17 protein-coding genes are annotated in these 16,550 nt (G+C 71.1%); 4 read left to right on the forward strand and 13 right to left on the reverse strand.

All coding sequences use genetic code 11. From position 1 onward, the window contains the following. Positions 1-121 precede the first annotated feature (121 nt). From cbiE to AB0E88_RS07255, 5 genes are all read right to left on the reverse strand, one after another. Positions 122-1,333 (reverse strand): precorrin-6y C5,15-methyltransferase (decarboxylating) subunit CbiE, encoded by a 1,212-nt coding sequence (gene cbiE / locus AB0E88_RS07235; RefSeq protein WP_361625216.1) that lies wholly within the window; start codon positions 1,331-1,333, stop codon positions 122-124. 85 nt (positions 1,334-1,418) lie between these two features. Beyond that, positions 1,419-2,057, reverse strand: a complete 639-nt coding sequence (locus AB0E88_RS07240) for a GNAT family N-acetyltransferase (protein WP_361625219.1) — start codon at positions 2,055-2,057, stop codon at positions 1,419-1,421. Between the two features lie 141 nt (positions 2,058-2,198). Continuing rightward, a complete protein-coding gene (locus AB0E88_RS07245) occupies positions 2,199-3,032 on the reverse strand; it encodes a MetQ/NlpA family ABC transporter substrate-binding protein (RefSeq protein WP_361625223.1) in 834 nt (277 codons plus the stop codon). A gap of 65 nt (positions 3,033-3,097) precedes the next feature. Next, entirely contained in the window at positions 3,098-3,841 is a 744-nt protein-coding gene (locus AB0E88_RS07250) for a methionine ABC transporter permease (RefSeq protein ID WP_361625226.1), read from the reverse strand. Continuing rightward, positions 3,838-4,872: an ATP-binding cassette domain-containing protein gene (locus AB0E88_RS07255; protein WP_361625229.1), complete on the reverse strand. Its 1,035-nt coding sequence runs from the start codon at positions 4,870-4,872 to the stop codon at positions 3,838-3,840. Before AB0E88_RS07255 ends, AB0E88_RS07250 begins: the two co-directional genes overlap by 4 nt. Before the next feature lie 604 nt (positions 4,873-5,476). On the opposite strand from AB0E88_RS07255, the gene AB0E88_RS07260 reads away from it, so the two are divergent. Together AB0E88_RS07260 and AB0E88_RS07265 are read left to right on the forward strand one after the other, a co-directional pair. Next, positions 5,477-5,836 carry a hypothetical protein gene (locus tag AB0E88_RS07260; protein WP_361625232.1) on the forward strand — a complete coding sequence of 120 codons (360 nt, stop codon included), beginning with the start codon at positions 5,477-5,479 and terminating at the stop codon, positions 5,834-5,836. A gap of 1 nt (position 5,837) precedes the next feature. Then, positions 5,838-6,254: a hypothetical protein gene (locus tag AB0E88_RS07265; RefSeq protein ID WP_361625235.1), complete on the forward strand. Its 417-nt coding sequence runs from the start codon at positions 5,838-5,840 to the stop codon at positions 6,252-6,254. Position 6,255: 1 nt separating this feature from the next. On the opposite strand, the gene AB0E88_RS07270 is transcribed toward AB0E88_RS07265, so the two are convergent. The 3 genes from AB0E88_RS07270 to AB0E88_RS07280 form a co-directional block, all read right to left on the reverse strand. Further along, complete coding sequence (locus AB0E88_RS07270) at positions 6,256-6,753, reverse strand: GNAT family N-acetyltransferase (protein WP_361625238.1); 498 nt, start codon at positions 6,751-6,753, stop codon at positions 6,256-6,258. Positions 6,754-6,810: 57 nt separating this feature from the next. Further along, entirely contained in the window at positions 6,811-7,314 is a 504-nt protein-coding gene (locus AB0E88_RS07275; protein WP_361625944.1) for a sigma-70 family RNA polymerase sigma factor, read from the reverse strand. A 207-nt stretch (positions 7,315-7,521) separates the two neighbouring features. Beyond that, entirely contained in the window at positions 7,522-8,703 is a 1,182-nt protein-coding gene (locus AB0E88_RS07280; protein WP_361625241.1) for a glycerophosphodiester phosphodiesterase, read from the reverse strand. 343 nt (positions 8,704-9,046) lie between these two features. Between AB0E88_RS07280 and AB0E88_RS07285 the strand changes: the two genes are divergently transcribed. Beyond that, positions 9,047-9,721, forward strand: a complete 675-nt coding sequence (locus AB0E88_RS07285) for a lysophospholipid acyltransferase family protein (RefSeq protein ID WP_361625244.1) — start codon at positions 9,047-9,049, stop codon at positions 9,719-9,721. A gap of 132 nt (positions 9,722-9,853) precedes the next feature. Here the strand turns inward: AB0E88_RS07285 and AB0E88_RS07290 are convergent, their stop codons facing one another. The 5 genes from AB0E88_RS07290 to AB0E88_RS07310 form a co-directional block, all read right to left on the reverse strand. Continuing rightward, positions 9,854-11,371: an MFS transporter gene (locus AB0E88_RS07290; protein ID WP_361625247.1), complete on the reverse strand. Its 1,518-nt coding sequence runs from the start codon at positions 11,369-11,371 to the stop codon at positions 9,854-9,856. Next, a complete protein-coding gene (locus AB0E88_RS07295; protein ID WP_361625250.1) occupies positions 11,368-11,934 on the reverse strand; it encodes a helix-turn-helix domain-containing protein in 567 nt (188 codons plus the stop codon). The genes AB0E88_RS07290 and AB0E88_RS07295 overlap by 4 nt, the downstream gene beginning before the upstream one ends. Before the next feature lie 94 nt (positions 11,935-12,028). Beyond that, the gene (locus AB0E88_RS07300) at positions 12,029-13,000 is read right to left on the reverse strand and encodes an aldo/keto reductase (protein ID WP_361625253.1); all 972 of its coding nucleotides are present in this window, start codon (positions 12,998-13,000) and stop codon (positions 12,029-12,031) included. Positions 13,001-13,071: 71 nt separating this feature from the next. Continuing rightward, positions 13,072-14,499: an argininosuccinate lyase gene (gene argH / locus AB0E88_RS07305; RefSeq protein ID WP_361625256.1), complete on the reverse strand. Its 1,428-nt coding sequence runs from the start codon at positions 14,497-14,499 to the stop codon at positions 13,072-13,074. 123 nt (positions 14,500-14,622) lie between these two features. Next, a complete protein-coding gene (locus tag AB0E88_RS07310) occupies positions 14,623-15,816 on the reverse strand; it encodes an argininosuccinate synthase (RefSeq protein ID WP_361625259.1) in 1,194 nt (397 codons plus the stop codon). Between the two features lie 143 nt (positions 15,817-15,959). On the opposite strand from AB0E88_RS07310, the gene AB0E88_RS07315 reads away from it, so the two are divergent. Next, positions 15,960-16,547, forward strand: coding sequence for a pyridoxamine 5'-phosphate oxidase family protein (locus AB0E88_RS07315; protein ID WP_361625262.1), 588 nt, complete (start codon positions 15,960-15,962; stop codon positions 16,545-16,547). Positions 16,548-16,550 lie beyond the last annotated feature (3 nt).

Consider the following 16,550-nt stretch of genomic DNA (forward strand, 5'->3'; position numbering starts at 1 on the left):
TTCTGCCGTACCACACCCGCCCCGAAACGGACCGGTTTTTACGGACATTGACCGGCGGAGCGCCGGGCGACCGGTTGCGGTACGACGATCGGCCAGCCTACCCCGCGATACGACAAGCCGATCACGGGGTTCGGTCCGCGAGCACCCCGGTGAGCAGGAACGCCACGCTCCGCTCGGTCTCGGTCCAGGCCCGGGTGTCGAGCTCGACGGACTGCAGCAGGGCGCACTGGACGTGGTAGCCGTGCTCGGTCAGGTCGCGGCCGATGAGTTCGGCGGCGTCGCGGGTGCCGGCGTGGGTGACGATGCGCTGCGGGCGCCGGTCGGCGACGGCGGAGACGACGGCCGCGCCCCCGCCGCCGACCCGGACGACGTCGGGTTCGGGGAGGTCCTCCAGGACCTGCGGGGCGGTGCCGTTCACGATCTGCAGCTGGACGCCGTGGCGGCGGGCGGCGGCGTCGGTGCGGGTGCAGGCGTCGGGGTCTTGGTCGACGGCGAGGACGGCGGCGCCGGCGCGGGCGGCCTCGGTGGCGAAGGCGCCGGAGCCGCAGCCGATGTCCCACACGAGGTCGCCGACGCGGGGCCCGAGGCGGGCGAGTTGCGCGGCGCGCAGGGGTTCGGTCTCGCCCTCGCCGAGGTGGCCGTCGTAGGCGTCGGCGGGCAGGGTCCAGCCGCGGGGTGCGGTGGCCGGATCGCGGCCGGCGATCCAGCCGCCGTCCTCGGCGGCGCCGGCCCGGCCGCCGATGACGATGACGACGTTCGGGTCGCGCCAGGTGTGGTCGGCGGCCTTGTCGGAGGTGACGACGGAGACCTGTTCGCGTTCGGTGCCGAGTTCCTCGCAGATGACGAAGGTGCGGTGGACGCCCTCCAGGAGCAGCCCCAGTTCGGCGGGGCCGGCACCGGGGGCGGTGAGGACGGCGACCTTGGTGTGGGCGCGGCACACATTGACCGCGCGGCGCAGGGTGCGCGGGTGGGCGACGACCACCTGGGCGTCGTCCCAGGGCATGCCGGCGCGGGCGAAGGCGGCGGCGACGGAGGAGACGGCGGGGACGACCTCGACCTCGAGGCCGAACTCGGGGGCGCGCAGGGTGCGTACGACGCCGAAGAAGCCGGGGTCGCCGTCGGCGAGGACGACGGCGGTGCCGCGGTGGCCGGCGATGCGGCGGGCGGCGAGGGCGACGCTGCCCAGCCGGATGCGTTCGGCGGCGGGCGGCACCTCGGGCAGTGCCAGGTGGTGGGCGGCACCGGCCACCAGCGTGGCGGCGCCGAGGGCGGCGCGTGCCGCGTCGGTCAGCGGCGAGCCGTCCCAGCCGATCACCGTGACCCGGTCGGCCATCGTCGTCAGTCTCCAGGTTTGCGCAGGTCGTCAGGGGTGCTGGGCCCGGGGGCGGCTTTGAGCGTACCTGGTGGGGTGCCGCGGCTCAGTTCCAGTCGGAGTACGGCGCGAAGCCGCCGGTGTCGGCGAGCTGCTCGTCGGCTCCCTCGAGGTCCTCCGGCAGCAGGCTCCACACGATGAAGTCGGTACGCACGTCGGTCCACGTGCCGTCCTCGGTGCGGACGTGGACTATGCAGGCGTTGCGCAGCACGCCCTCGCTGATGCAGCCGATCTTCTGGGCGACCTGCTGGGAGGCGGTGTTGTCGGCGGCGGTGCGCAGTTCGATGCGTTCGAACTTCTGGTCGTTGAAGAGCCACTGGGCGGTGGCGAGCGCGGCCTCGGAGGCGTAGCCCTCGCCGCGCGCCCAGGGGGCGACGATGTAGGACAGCTCGGTGGACCGGATGTGCCAGTTGGTCTTGGTGAGCTGGACGACGCCGACCAGGCGCTGGGTGAGGAACTCGGTGACCGCGAGGTCCAGGCCGCGGCCCGTGGTGCGCTCGGCGCGTGCGTACTCGGTGATCCACTGCCGGGCGGCGTCCTCGGTGAACGGCCGGGGCACGTCGGTCCAGGCGGCGACCTGCTCGTCGTTCATCATCTCGGTCAGGGCGGGCACGTCGTCGTCGTCGAGGGGACGCAGCACCAACCGCTCCGTGCTGATGGAGATGTTGGGGAAGGTGCTAGTCATGCGACGCTCCGTAACCTTCGGGAGTTTCTTGAGGAACCGTCAGGGCTCACTGAACTGCCCAGCATGCAGCATGTAACCACTGAACCGCACAACGGGGTCCACCCCCCGTGAGGAGTGGACCCCGTTGGCGCACGCGCGGGCTCAGAACGCCGGGACGACGGCGCCCTGGTACTTGTCCTCGATGAACTTCTTCACCTCGGGCGAGGTGAGGAGCTTGGCGAGCTTCTTGACGCGCGGGTCGCTCTCGTCGCCCTTCTTCACCGCGAGGAAGTTGGCGTACGGGTTGTTCTTGGCGTTCTCCGCGGCGAGGGCGTCCTTCGCGGGGCTGAGCTTGGCCTCCAGCGCGTAGTTGCCGTTGATCACGGCGGCGTCCACGTCACCGAGGGAGCGCGGCAGCTGGGCGGCCTCCAGCTCCTTGAACTTCAGGTTCTTGGGGTTGGAGGTGACGTCCTTGGGGGTCGCGGAGTACCCGGCACCGGCCTTGAGCTTGATCACCCCGTTGTCCTCGAGCAGCTTGAGCGCGCGGGCCTCGTTGGTGGTGTCGTTGGGCAGCGCGACGGTGGCGCCGGAGGTGAGGTCGGCGAGCTTCTTCAGGCTCTTGGAGTAGACGCCGAGGGGTTCCAGGTGCACCGTGCCGCCGGGCACCGGGACGATGTCGGTGCCGTTCTTCTTGTTGAAGTCGTCGAGGTACGGCTTGTGCTGGAAGTAGTTGGCGTCGACCTCGCCCTGCTGGACGGCCGTGTTCGGGGTCACGTAGTCGGTGAACTCCTTGACCTCGAGCTTGAGGCCGGCCTTCTGCGCCAGGTTGTCCTTGATGTAGGTGAGGATCTCACCCTGCGGGGTGGGCGTGGCCGCGACGGTCAGCGTGGCGTTCGGGTCCTTGGCGGAGTCCTTGTCCGAGCCGCAGGCGGACAGGCCCAGGGTGAGGGCTCCGGCGGCGAGGACGGCGGTGGTGATCTTGGCGGTGTTACGCACGAAAAGTGCCTTTCCTTATGGGTGGTGCGACCCCGTTGTGAGGTGAACGGGGAGTTCTGGGGTGCTCAGGCCTTGCGGACGGCGTCGGCGGCGGCCGTGCCGCCGAAGACGCCGCGCATCGGGCGGAACAGGAGCAGGCCACCGGTCTTGCCGGTGCGGCGGTGCAGGGTGCGGGCGGTGTAGTCGCCGGCGAACTGCAGCAGGGAGATGACGACGGCCAGGATGGCCACCGTGATCCACATCAGTCCGGTCTCGAAGCGCTGGTAGCCGTAGCGGATGGCGATGTCGCCGAGGCCGCCGGCGCCGACGGTGCCGGCCATGGCCGAGTAGCCGATGAGGGCGATGATCGTGGTGGTGGTGCCGGAGATCAGCGAGGGCAGCGACTCGGGCACGAGGACACTGCGCACGACCTTCCAGGTGCTGCCGCCCATCGCCTGGACCGCCTCCACGAGGCCGCCGTCCACTTCGCGGACACTCGTCTCGACGAGCCGCGCGAAGAACGGGATGGCGCCGATGGCGAGCGGCACGATCGCGGCGTCCCGGCCGATGGTGGTGCCGGTGACCCAGCGGGTGAAGCCCATCAGCGCGACCATCAGGATGATGAACGGCATCGAGCGGGCGATGTTCACGATCTGGCCGATGACCTTGTTCGCGACGACGTTCTGCAGCAGTCCGCCCTTGTCCGTGAGGACCAGCAGGATGCCGAGCGGCAGGCCGCCGACGACGGCGATGAGGGTGGACCAGCCCACCATGTAGAGGGTGTCCCAACACGCCTGCGACAGCAGGGGCTGCATCTCGGACCAGGTCACTTGGCACCTTCCTTCACCAGCACGGGCTCCTGGCCCAGGACGTCGATCTGGAGTCCCTGCTCGCGCAGGAAGCCGATGGGCACGACGTTGTCCTCGTAGCGGCCGGGCAGCTCGATGCGCATGCGGCCGATCTGCAGGCCGCCGACGGTGTCGATGGCGGCGCCGAGGATCGAGATGTCGATGTTGTAGGTGCGCGCGAGCTGGGAGACGACCGGCTGGGTGGCGGCCTCGCCGTGGAAGGTGACGTCGAGGACGGTGCGGTCGTCCGCGGAGGCCTCGCCGCCGACCGGGAACAGCGCGGTGGCGAGCTTGCTGCCGGGGGTGGCGAGCAGTTCGCTCACCGTGCCGGATTCGACGATGCGGCCCTTCTCCATGAGCGCGGCGGAGTCGCAGACACTCTTCACGACGTCCATCTCGTGGGTGATGAGCAGGACGGTGAGGCCGAGTTCGCGGTTGAGGTCGCGCAGCAGGGTCAGGATGGAGCGGGTGGTCTCCGGGTCGAGGGCGCTGGTGGCCTCGTCGGAGAGCAGCACCTTGGGGTCGCCGGCCAGGGCGCGGGCGATGCCGACGCGCTGCTTCTGGCCGCCGGAGAGCTGGGCGGGGTAGGCGCCCGCCTTGTCGGCGAGGCCGACGAGGTCGAGCAGTTCGAGCGCCTTGCGGGAGCGGTCCTTGCCGGAGCGGCCGAGGATCTCCAGGGGCAGTTCGACGTTGTCCTGGACGGTGCGCGAGGACAGCAGGTTGAAGTGCTGGAAGACCATGCCGATACGGCTGCGGGCCTGCCGCAGCTCGCGGCCGGCGCGGGGGCCGCGTCCGGCGAGGGCGGTGAGGTCCTGGCCGGCGACGGTCACGGTGCCGGAGGTGGGGCGCTCCAGCAGGTTGACGCAGCGGATGAGGGAGGACTTGCCGGCGCCGGACTGGCCGATGACGCCGTAGACCTCGCCTTCGCGGACGTGCAGGTCGACGCCGGCCAGGGCGGTGACCTCGCGGCCGCGTGAGCGGTAGACCTTGGTGAGGCCCTGGGTGGTGATCACGTGGGGTTTCCGTCACTGTCGAGTGCGCGGCACGTCGTGGGCGCCGGGCACGGGGCATGAAGAATCGAAGGCAGCCGGGGCGCGGCGTGTTCTTCGGCGCGAAGGTGCGGCCGTGGGGGGTGGAACGTGCGCGCGCGGGGCGGGGGCTCGGTCGCGCGGGGCGGGACACGAGCGGGCACTCGCTTCGGGGCGCGAGGCTCAGGTGGTGCGGGGGCCCTCTAGCAGGCGCACATTCGGCGCGTACGACACATACAACGAGCACCGGGCGTCATGGTCGCCTCGGTCGCAGGGATGCGGTCGCTCGTCGTGGTCATGCGATCAGTAAAGCAGACGTACGGTGCTGACCGGTCGGAACTGTCCGGATAGTGGACAGTGGTGGGACGGCATCGGACGCGGCGCACGCCCGGACATCGGTCTCCGCGCCGGCGGCGTTGACCAGTGCGGACGGGGCCGGCGGGCGGACCCCGACGGGGCCGGCGCCGGACCCGTGGACGCGGTGGTTGTGGCCAACGCCACGGTGAGCCGGGCGGCGGGCACCCAGGGGCCGGGCGCCGACGGCAGGGGTGCGGACGGCGGGACGATTCGGCCGTAATAAAGTCGCTGCATGCTTGATGTCCTGACGCTGGTGACCGGGGTCGCCGCGCTGTTGCTGGCCGCCTGGTGCGGTTGGGCGGCCTATCGTGACCAGCCGACCAAGGACTGGCACTTCATCGGCATGGGCGTGGTCTCGCTGCTGGCCGTGGTCCAGCTCGTGGTCGGGATCGTGCAGCTGGCGCGGGGCGAGAAGCCGGAGCAGGGCACGGCGATCTTCGTGGCGTATCTGCTGGGCGCCTTCGCGTGCGTTCCGGCGGCCGGGTTCATGTCGCTGGCCGAGCGCACCCGGTGGGGTTCGGTGACCGTCGCCGCGGGCGGCGTGGTGCTCGCCGTGCTGGAAGTACGGCTCTACGACATCTGGGGAGGCTGAGATGACGGCGGTGCAGGAGAAGCCGGCCCGGCTGATCAGCGGGCCCGGCATGCTGCTGGTGTGGCTGTACGGCGTGATGGTGGTCGGCGCGGTGTCGCGCTCCGTCTACCAGATCGCGACCGAGTTCGACCGGGCGCCGCTGGCCTACTCGCTGTCGGCGGTGGCCGGCGTCGTCTACGGCTTCATCACGTACTCGCTGGTGCGTGGCGGCGAGAGGGCCCGACGGGCCGCCCTGTGGTGCTGCGCCGCGGAACTCGCGGGCGTGCTGACCGTCGGCACCTGGACCCTGGTCGAGCCGTCGGCGTTCCCCGACGCGACCGTGTGGTCCGACTACGGAATGGGATACATCTTCATTCCGGTGCTGCTGCCGCTCTCGGCGATCTACTGGCTGCGCAGGTCGCGGCAGCAGCAGCCCTGACTCACGCCGTCTGCGCGTACACCCCGGCCGGCTTCTCCAGGACGATCATCCGGACGCCGTCGGTGCCCTCGGCGGTACCGACGGCCTGGTAGCCGACCTTGCGGTACAGCCGCAGGTTGCCCTCGCTGCGGTGGCCGCTGTGCAGCCGGAACCGGGTGACGCCGTGCTCCTCGGTCAGTGCCGTCTCGGCCGTGCGCAGCAGCCGGGCGCCGATGCCGTGGCCCTGGAGCCGCGGGTGGACACAGAGCTTGCCGATGGCCGCCGAGCCGTCCTCGGTGACGCTGCCGCGCACCGATCCGACCACCTCGTCGCCGAGCCGGGCCACGAAGACGCAGTCCCGGGCGACTTCCTCGCGCACCGAGTCCAGGGTCTGGACGAGCGGGTCGATGCGGTAGTTGCCGTACAGCGCGGCCTCGCTCTGGAAGCAGAGGTACTGCAGCCTGAAGATCTGTTCGGCATCCTGCTCGGTCGCCGCAGAGATGGTCACGCTCATGCCCATGTGCGCACGCCTCCCGCTCACCTGATCATCTGTTGTCCCCCACTCCTATCCCCGCGGTCAGCGCGCCGCAACCTCCCGTACGAGCAAACGCCGCAGACATCCCAGACATCTGGAGCGTTCCGGGCCGAGACTGCCCTGTGAGATACCCAACTCCCCCGCGATCTCCCGGTATGTCAGGTCCCGCGGCGACAGCAGCGCCTCCAGCAGGCGCGGGCACCGGCCCGGCAGCCGGCGCACCGCCGCCCGCAGGGCCCGCCCCCGCGCGGCGGCCAGCACGAGCGCTTCGGGGCCGGGCTCCTTGCCGGCCGGCTCACCGTCGTAGCGCTCCTCCCGCCGCCGGGTGCGACGGGCGCGGCGGGCCTCGGCGCGGACGGCCCGGCGCAGCCAGCCCTGCGGGTCGGGCGGCGGGCCGGCGGCGGCGAGGCGTTCGAGCAGCCGCAGCCAGACCGCCTGCTCCAGATCCGCGGCCTCGCCCCCGCAGGCGTGCGCCTCGGCCCGGGCCTCGGCGGTGAGCAGCGGGCGCAGGGTGGCGAGCAGGTCGTGGGCCGGCCCGGGCGACAGGTCGTGCCCGGCGGCCGGGAGGTCGTGTGCCCGGTCCGGCAGGTCATGTCCCCTGCGCGGCAGGGCGTGTGTCCGGTCCGGCAGGTCGTGTGCCCTGTGCGGCAGGTCGTGTGTCCGGTGCGGCGCGTCGTGCGTCATGTCCGGCACGACGCGGCCGCCCGGGCGCTGGGTTGCCCGGGCGGCCGTGAGGTCACTCCAACGAGTCGGTCAGCCGTTGACGAAGGCCTCGCGGGCCAGCAGTCCGGTGTCCGGGTTGTCGGTGAAGACGCCGTCGATGCCGGTGGCGAAGTAGGTCCGGAAGGCGCCGAACGCGTCGCCGTAGGCGTCGGCACCGGTCCCCTTGCGGAAGGCCGTCGGCAGGAAGGGGTTCTCGTTGCGCATGGTGTAGGGGTGCAGGACCAGGCCCACCTTGTGCGCGTCGGCGACGAGCGTGGTGGGCCGGCCGAGGTTCCCGTTCGCGTCCTTGGGGATGACCAGGTCGAGGGTCGGCCCGATGCCCTGTGCGTAGCCGGCGATCTCGCGCAGGCCCTTCGGGGTGATCAGGTCGGCGACCGTGCGCGGGTCACCGGAGTCGACGAAGTCGTACGGACGGCTGCTCGCGGACGACAGCAGGACGACCAGCGGGTTGTCGACGAGCTTGTTCAGCCGCTGGATGCTGGTCGGTTCGAAGGACTGCAGGATGACCGGCGAGGTGCGCTTGTCCTTGCCGTACTTGTGCAGCAGCTTGGCCACCCGCTCCTCCAGGCCGAGGCCCAGCTTGCGGAAGTAGGTCGGGTGCTTGGTCTCGGGGTAGATCCACACCTGCTTGCCGCGCTTGCGGGTCTGCTCGTCCTGCCACTTCAGGACCTCTTCGAAGGTGGGGATCTCCCAGCGGCCGTTGTAGAGCGTGTTGTGCGGCCGGTTGGCCGGGATGCGCTCGATCGCGCGCAGCCGCTTCAGCTCGGCGAGCGTGAAGTCCTCCGTGAACCAGCCGGTGGTGGGCACGCCGTCGAGCGTCTTGGTGGTCTTGCGGTCGGCGAACTCGGGATGGTCGGCGACGTCCGTGGTGCCGCCGATCTCCGGCTCGTGCCGGCACACCAGATGCCCGTCCCTCGTGGGCACCAGGTCGCCGGCCTCGACGATGTCGGCGCCCAGGTCGAGGGCCAGTTGGTAGGAGCCGAAGGTGTGCTCCGGCCGGTAACCGCTCGCGCCGCGGTGCCCGATGACCGTCGGCACGGGCAGGCTCTTCAGCCCTCCGCCGTGCCGCGCGGCACCGCCGGCCGCCCGCGCCGTGCCGGTGAGTCCCAGCACGGAGGCGCCCGCGCCGAGCACCGCGGCGCCGAGCAGCGCGCGGCGTCCGGTCCCCCCGTTCGTCGTCCCCTCGGTCTCCCGCGACTCCTGCGTGCCCATGTGCGACCTCCTGCCCCTCGATGTCCGTGCGCGGCGATCGTAGGGGCGTGCACATGACGAAGGGGAGGCCCTGGCGGAAACGCGCGGATGACTGCGGATGTCGTATTTCGTCTCATACCCCGGCTGCTGACCCACCGTCGGGGTACTCGTGCGGCGTCCGGGTGAGCCGTCGGTCACATCGTCACCCGCCTGTCATACGCCGTCCACACGGCGGCACCGCAGGTGAACCGGCGTCAACAGTGCGTAAGACCTCGGTGAACCCGATGTGCGCCGGCCCCATGCCCGCGAGTATCGTCCTCACCTGCACAGACTCATACCGACTCCCTTGACACCGGAGGGCCCGTTGTCCCGCTTCGCGATCATCAAGGCAGTGCTCGGACCGGTCATGCGCCTGATGTTCCGTTTCCGGGTCGAGGGCGCCGAGCACATCCCGGGCGACGGCCCGGTGATCCTCGCCGGCAACCACCTCACCTTCATCGACTCGATGATCCTGCCGGTCGTCTGCGACCGTCAGGTGTTCTTCATCGGCAAGGACGAGTACGTCACCGGCAAGGGCTTCAAGGGCCGGCTGATGGCCTGGTTCTTCACCGGCGTCGGCATGATCCCGGTCGACCGCGACGGCGGCCGCGGCGGTGTCGCGGCGCTGATGACCGGCCGCCGGATCCTGGAGGAGGGCAAGGTCTTCGGCATCTACCCCGAGGGCACCCGCTCGCCCGACGGGCGGCTGTACCGGGGGCGCACCGGTATCGCGCGTTTGACGCTGATGACCGGCGCGCCGGTGGTGCCGTTCGCCATGATCGGCACGGACAAGGTCCAGCCGGGCGGGGCGGGGATGCCCCGGCCGGGGCAGGTCACCGTGCGGTTCGGTGAGCCGATGGAGTTCTCCCGGTACGAGGGGATGGACCGGGACCGGTACGTGCTGCGGGCCGTGACGGACTCCGTGATGGCCGAGGTGATGCGGCTGTCGGGGCAGGAGTACGTCGACATGTACGCGAGCAAGGCCAAGGAAGCGGCGTAGTTCCAGACGGGGCGCCCACCCGCCGTACAGCTGTGCGCTGTACGGCGGGTGCGGCGTCGTCGTCGCCGGCCGCGCAGTTCCCCGCGCCCCTCGGTGGGACGACCCGCCGTCGGTCCGGACGCGGGGCCCTGCTCAGTTCCCCAGCCGTTGGCCTCGCAGCATGAACCACGCTGCGGCAGCCGCCGCCAGCAGGACCGCCGCGCCCGCTCCGGAGGCCAGGGCGAGGCCGTCCACGAAGGACTGGCGGGCCGCGTCCAGCAGCGTCTGTGCCGTGCCGGCCGGCAGGGCGTGGGCTGCCTCCACCGCGCCGCCGAGTGATTCGTGGGCCTCGGCCGGGGTGCCGGCCGGGGCCTCGAAGCCGCGGTAGACGCCCGTCACGATGGAGCCGAGGACGGCGATGCCGAGGGCGGCGCCGAGTTCGTACGCCGTCTCGGAGACCGCGGAGGCGGCGCCCGCCTGGTCCTTGGGGACGCTGGAGAGGATCACGTCGGCGGTGACCGTGAACGAGAAGCCGGCGCCGATGCCGACGACCAGCAGCACGGTGCCGAGGACGGGGTAGCCCGTCGACCGGCCCAGCAGGGTCAGCGCGGCCAGCGCGAGGCCGACCGCGGCGAGTCCGCCGGAGACCACCGCACGGACCGAGAAGCGGCGTGCCGCACGCCCCGCGATCAGACCGGCCGCCACCGCGCCGACGGCGGCCGGGACTTCGGCCAGGCCCGCCTCGAAGGGGCGCCTGCCCTGCACCAACTGCAGGTACTGGGACAGGAAGAACACCAGCCCCGACATGCCGAGGACGGTGAGCAGGTCGGCCAGCACGGCGCCGCTGAAGCCGCGGTTGCGGAACAGCCGCATGTCCAGCAGCGGGACCGGCATGGTCAGCTGACGGTGGACGAAGCCGTAGAGGGCGGCCGCGCCGAGCAGGCCCACGGCGAGGGTCGGCAGGCTGAAGCCGTGCGAGGCCAGCTCCTTGACCGCGTAGACGACGCCGATCATGCCGAGCAGTGACAGCAGGACGCTGCGCAGGTCCCAGGGGCCCGGGTCGGGGTTGCGGGACTCCGGCAGCGTCTTGACGCCGACCAGCACCAGCACCGCCATCACCGGCAGGTTGATGAGGAAGACCGAACCCCACCAGAAGTGCTCCAGCAGGAAGCCGCCCGCGATCGGGCCGACGGCGGTGCCGGCGGACGCGGTGGCGCCCCAGATGCCGATGGCGAGGCTGCGCTCGCGCGGGTCGTGGAAGATGTTGCGGATCAGGGCGAGGGTGGCCGGCATCAGCGTGGCACCGGCGACGCCGAGCAGCGCCCGGGCCAGGATCATCAGCTCGGGTGTGGTGGCGTAGGCGTTGAGCACGGAGACGGCACCGAAGGCGGTGGCGCCGACCAGCAGGATCCGCTTGCGGCCGATGCGGTCGCCGAGGCTGCCCATGGAGACCAGCAGGCCGGCGATGACGAAGGAGTAGACGTCGCCGATCCAGAGCAGCTGGGTGCCGGACGGCTTCAGGTCTTCGCTGATGTAGGGGGTCGCGAGGCCGAGGACGGTGGCGTCGACGGCCACCAGCAGCACGGCCAGGACGAGGACGGACAGCGCGAGCCAGCGGCCCGGACGCTTCACCGCCTCCGTCGTGCCGGCCGGCTGCAGGGTGCTGGTCATGATTCCTCTCTTCTGATCGGGTCGTTGCGTCGTGCGCCGCCGAGCAGCAGCTCGACGATCATGTAGGTGAAGTCCTTGGGGGCCACCCGGCCCTCGGTCACCGCCCAGGCGCCGGAGGCCAGCAGGCCGTACAGCGCCTCGGTGAGCCAGACCGGGGTGAGGTCGATACGGAACTCGCCGCTCTCCTGGCCGCGCCGGAACAGGGCCGTCATGCGCTCGTCGATGCGGGCCCAGCCGGCGTTCTGCTCCTCGCCCTCGAACAGCTGGTTCTCCGTGTAGAGGAAGGCGATCAGGCCGGCGGCGGGTTCGATCTCCCGCACCAGCCGGTGAACGGCGTCCGCGGGCGGGCCGTCGTCGAGCCGGGCCGCGTCCAGCGCCGCCTCGCACTCGGCGATGCCGAGCGCCTCCAGCGCCCGGACCAGCGCGTCCCGTCCGGCGAACTGCCGGTGCAGGGTGGCGCGGCTGATCCCGGCGGCCTTGGCGACCTCGTCCATGGTCGCGGTGGATTTCCGGGTCAGCAGCGCCGCGGCGCTGCGCAGCACGTGGTCACGATCGACAGCCATGAGACAAGGATAGACCACATGAGACATTCGTGTCTCATTGAGGGCGTGCGTGACTCACCGAGGGGTCTCGCCGGAGAGGTCTCAGGGGGAAAGCTCAGTGCCAGGGCAGCCGGCTGCGGTGCTCCCAGTAGGCGTGCGGCTCCTCGGCCAGGGCGGCGAGCCGGGTGAGCTGGTCCTCGTCCAGGTCCACGACGGCCGCGTGCAGGTTGGACGCGAGCTGCCGGGTGGTCGCCGCGCCGGACAGGACGACGCCCGCCCACGGCCGGCTCAGCACGTACGCGAGGGCCACGGCGTCGCAGCCGAGGCCGGTGGACGCGGCCACGGCCCGCAGGGCTTCCGGGGCCTGCGCACCGGCCAGGCGCCCGTTGGCCATGCCCTCCTTGACGATCACCGTGAGCCCCGCGGCGTGCGCCTCGGCGAGGGCGGGGCCGGCGGAGGTCTCCAGCAGGTTGAAGGTGGACTGAACGGTCCGGAAGAGGGGCTCGCCGTCGACGGTCACCGCGAGGGCTGCGCGGACGGCCTCCGCCTGGGCCGGACCGCTGGTGGAGAACCCGATGGTGACGCCCTGCGCGGCGGCCTCGGCGAGCCGGGCGTGCAGGTCCTTGTCGGTGAGGGCCGGGCTGTCCGGGGTGACGGAGTGGATCTGGTAGAGGTCGAGCCGGTCCGCGAGGAGGGCGTCGGTCTCGGCGCGCTGGCGCTCATAGGTGGCGAGGCTGTGGTCCTTGACCTCGTGCTGCGCGGCGTCGGTGGACCAGTCGGCGGTGTAGGTGTAGCCCCACTTGCTGCCGACGACGACGTCCTCGATCCCTGGGCGGGCCTTCAGCCAGTCGGCGAGGAACTCCTCGGAGCGCCCGTAGGAGCGGGCCGCGTCGATGTACCGCACGCCCTGGGCGTAGGCGGCGTCGAGGAGTTCGTGGGTGCGCTCGCGCAGGGCGTCGACGCTGCGGTCCTCTCCGAGGTCGTCCTCGCGGCCGAGGTTGATGTACCCGGGGCGGCCGACGGCGGCGAGGCCCAGGCCGATGTGGCAGGTGGGCGTCGTGGCGGTCGCGAGACGTGCGAAGGGCATCGCGGGCTCCGTTCGGTCGGCCTGGTGCCGGTCCAACGTAACCCGCGACGCCCTCGCGTCACGTGCCGGTGCTACTTCTTGGCGTTCGCCCACTCCTGCTGCGCCGCCACGTCCGCCTTGACCTCGGTCAGCTGGACGGCGACCGCGCTGGGCGCCGTGCCGCCGCGGCCGTCGCGGGAGGCCAGGGCGCCGGGCACGTCGAGGACCGAGCGCACCTCGGGGGTGAGATGGGCGGAGATCTTCGCGAACTGTTCGTCCGTGAGGGCGTCCAGCTCCTTGCCCTCGGCCTCGGCGACCTTCACGCACTCGCCGGCCACCTCGTGCGCGACCCGGAAGGGCACGCCCTGCTTGACCAGCCACTCGGCGATGTCGGTGGCGAGGGAGAAGCCGGCCGGGGCCAGTTCCTCCATGCGCTCGCGGTTGACGGTGAGGGTGGCGATCATGCCGGTGAAGGCCGGCAGCAGGACCTCGAGCTGGTCGCAGGAGTCGAAGACGGGCTCCTTGTCCTCCTGCAGGTCGCGGTTGTACGCGAGGGGGAGGGCCTTCAGGGTGGCCATCAGGCCGGTGAGGTTGCCGATCAGACGGCCGGACTTGCCGCGCGCCAGCTCGGCGATGTCCGGGTTCTTCTTCTGCGGCATGATCGACGAGCCGGTGGAGAACGCGTCGTGCAGCGTCACGAAGGAGAACTCCTTCGTGTTCCAGATGATGATCTCCTCGGCGATCCGGGAGAGGTTCACCCCGATCATCGCGGTGATGAAGGCGAACTCGGCGACGAAGTCGCGGGAGGCCGTGCCGTCGATGGAGTTGCCGACGCTGCCGTGTTCGAAGCCGAGGTCGGCGGCGACCGCCTGCGGGTCCAGCCCGAGGGAGGAGCCGGCCAGGGCGCCCGAGCCGTACGGCGAGACGGCGGTGCGCTCGTCCCACTGGCGCAGCCGCTCGGCGTCCCGGGACAGGGACTGCACGTGCGCGAGGACGTGGTGGGCGAAGAGCACCGGCTGGGCGTGCTGGAGATGGGTGCGGCCGGGCATGGCCACGTCCGGATGGGCCTCGGCGAGGCCGATCAGCGCCTCCTGCAGCTCGGCGATCAGGCCGCCGATGATCCGGGCGTGGTCCCGCAGGTACATCCGGAAGAGGGTCGCCACCTGGTCGTTGCGGGAGCGGCCGGCGCGCAGCTTGCCGCCGAGGTCGGGGCCGAGCCGCTCCAGCAGGCCGCGCTCCAGGGCGGTGTGCACGTCCTCGTCGGCGATGGTGCCGACGAAGGTGCCGGCGGCCACGTCGGCCTCGAGCCGGTCGAGCCCGGCGAGCATCCGGTTCAGCTCGTCCTCGGTGAGGAGCCCCGCCTTGTGCAGCACGCGCGCGTGGGCACGCGAGCCGGCGATGTCGTACGGCGCGAGCCGCCAGTCGAAGTGGACGGATGCGGACAGCTTCGCCAGGGCGTCGGCGGGACCGTCGGCGAAACGGCCGCCCCAGAGCCGTACGTCACCGCTGTTGCTGCTCACTTGCGTTGCTCCTCGAAGCTGGGGGAAGGCTGTGGATCGGGCTCGGGATGTGCCACCGCCTCCCCACACTTCCAGGCGGGGAGGCGGCTGTCAGGCTGTTGCGCGTGAGGTGACCCGTGCGGGTCAGGTCAGGTCGCGCTTGGCGGCGATCTTCGACGACAGGCTGTAGATGTCGATGAAGCCCTTGGCCGCGGACTGGTCGAAGGTGTCGCCCGTGTCGTAGGTGGCGAGGTTGAAGTCGTACAGCGACTCCGCCGAGCGCCGGCCGGTGACGACCGCGCGGCCGCCGTGCAGGGTCATCCGGATGTCGCCGGTGACGTGCTGGTTGGCCTCGTTGATGAAGCCGTCCAGGGCGCGCTTGAGCGGGGAGAACCACTGGCCGTCGTAGACCAGCTCGCCCCAGCGCTGCTCGACCTGGCGCTTGTAGCGGGCCAGCTCGCGCTCGACGGTGACGTTCTCCAGCTCCTGGTGGGCGGTGATCAGGGCGATCGCGCCGGGGGCCTCGTAGACCTCGCGGGACTTGATGCCGACGAGACGGTCCTCGACCATGTCGATCCGGCCGATGCCCTGGGCGCCGGCCCGCTCGTTGAGCTGCTGGATGGCCTGCAGGACGGTGACGGGCTTGCCGTCGATGGCGACCGGGACGCCCTCCTTGAAGGAGATGATCACCTCGTCGGCCTCGCGGGCGACGGCCGGGTTCTGGGTGTACTCGTAGATGTCCTCGATCGGGGCGTTCCAGATGTCCTCGAGGAAGCCGGTCTCGACGGCCCGGCCGAAGACGTTCTGGTCGATGGAGTACGGGGACTTCTTGGTGGTCGCGATCGGGAGGTTCTTCTCCTCGCAGAACGCGATGGCCTTGTCCCGGGTCATCGCGTAGTCGCGGACCGGGGCGATGCACTTCAGGTCGGGGGCGAGGGCGACGATGCCGGCCTCGAAGCGGACCTGGTCGTTGCCCTTGCCGGTGCAGCCGTGGGCGACCGTGGTGGCGCCGTGCTTCTGGGCGGCGGCGACGAGGTGCTTGACGATGGTCGGCCGGGAGAGGGCGGAGACCAGCGGGTAGCGGTCCATGTACAGGGCGTTGGCCTTGATCGCCGGGAGGCAGTACTCGTCGGCGAACTCGTCCTTGGCATCGGCGACCTCGGCCTCGACGGCACCGCAGGCGAGCGCGCGCTTGCGGATGACGTCCAGGTCCTCGCCGCCCTGGCCGACGTCGACCGCAACGGCGATGACCTCGGCGCCCGTCTCCTCGGCGATCCAGCCGATGGCGACGGAGGTGTCCAGACCGCCTGAGTAGGCGAGTACGACGCGCTCGGTCACGGGTTTCTCCTCACAGTGCATTCGCTGACATGCATGAGTATGCAGAACTCTGCATGGTTCGTCAATCCGCCCTCTCCGGAGACGCGGAACAGAGCCGTGAATTCCTTAGACAGTCGAACGAATCTGATCAATAATCCTTAGACATGGGAAAGACCTATGAGCGCATCGACGGCAGGCTCCGCACCTTCATCGAGGAGCAGCCCCTCTTCTTCACGGCGACCGCGCCCCTCGACGGCGACGGCACGATCAACCTCTCCCCCAAAGGGCTCAAGGGGTCCTTCGCGGTGCTCGACGAGCACACCGTGGCCTATCTGGACTTCGCCGGGTCCAACGCCGAGACCATCGCCCACCTGCGGGAGAACGGCCGCATCACACTGATGTGGACCGCCTTCCAGGGCCCGCCGAACATCGTGCGCGTGCACGGCCGCGGCGAGCCCGTCTTCCGCGACGACCCCCGCTTCCCGGAACTGCTCACCCACTTCCCGGACATCGACCCCACCCCGCACGGCCTGCGGGCGGTCATCGTGGTGCACGCCGAACTCGTCCGCGACACCTGCGGATACGCGGTGCCGTTCATGTCCTACGACGCCGAGCGCGATCTGCACGCCAAGCGGTTCGCCCGCGAGGACGACGCCTCGCTCAGCGCGTACTTCACCAAGAAGGAGCACATCGCGACGAGCCTGGACGGCCTGCCCGGGCTGCCGCTGCCGCTGCCGCCGTCTACGGTCTGAGCC

Source organism: Streptomyces sp. NPDC028635, from assembly GCF_040637635.1.
Lineage (GTDB): Bacteria > Actinomycetota > Actinomycetes > Streptomycetales > Streptomycetaceae > Streptomyces.

Bases quoted from the DNA above. Each gene is read 5' to 3' on its own strand.
- AB0E88_RS07300 (WP_361625253.1), bottom strand. From the start codon at position 13,000: ATGCCCTTCGCACGTCTCGCGACCGCCACGACGCCCACCTGCCACATC.
- cbiE (WP_361625216.1), bottom strand. From the start codon at position 1,333: ATGGCCGACCGGGTCACGGTGATCGGCTGGGACGGCTCGCCGCTGACC.
- AB0E88_RS07265 (WP_361625235.1), top strand. From the start codon at position 5,838: ATGACGGCGGTGCAGGAGAAGCCGGCCCGGCTGATCAGCGGGCCCGGC.
- AB0E88_RS07280 (WP_361625241.1), bottom strand. From the start codon at position 8,703: ATGGGCACGCAGGAGTCGCGGGAGACCGAGGGGACGACGAACGGGGGG.
- AB0E88_RS07270 (WP_361625238.1), bottom strand. From the start codon at position 6,753: ATGGGCATGAGCGTGACCATCTCTGCGGCGACCGAGCAGGATGCCGAA.
- AB0E88_RS07295 (WP_361625250.1), bottom strand. From the start codon at position 11,934: ATGGCTGTCGATCGTGACCACGTGCTGCGCAGCGCCGCGGCGCTGCTG.
- AB0E88_RS07290 (WP_361625247.1), bottom strand. From the start codon at position 11,371: ATGACCAGCACCCTGCAGCCGGCCGGCACGACGGAGGCGGTGAAGCGT.
- AB0E88_RS07260 (WP_361625232.1), top strand. From the start codon at position 5,477: ATGCTTGATGTCCTGACGCTGGTGACCGGGGTCGCCGCGCTGTTGCTG.
- AB0E88_RS07315 (WP_361625262.1), top strand. From the start codon at position 15,960: ATGGGAAAGACCTATGAGCGCATCGACGGCAGGCTCCGCACCTTCATC.
- AB0E88_RS07240 (WP_361625219.1), bottom strand. From the start codon at position 2,057: ATGACTAGCACCTTCCCCAACATCTCCATCAGCACGGAGCGGTTGGTG.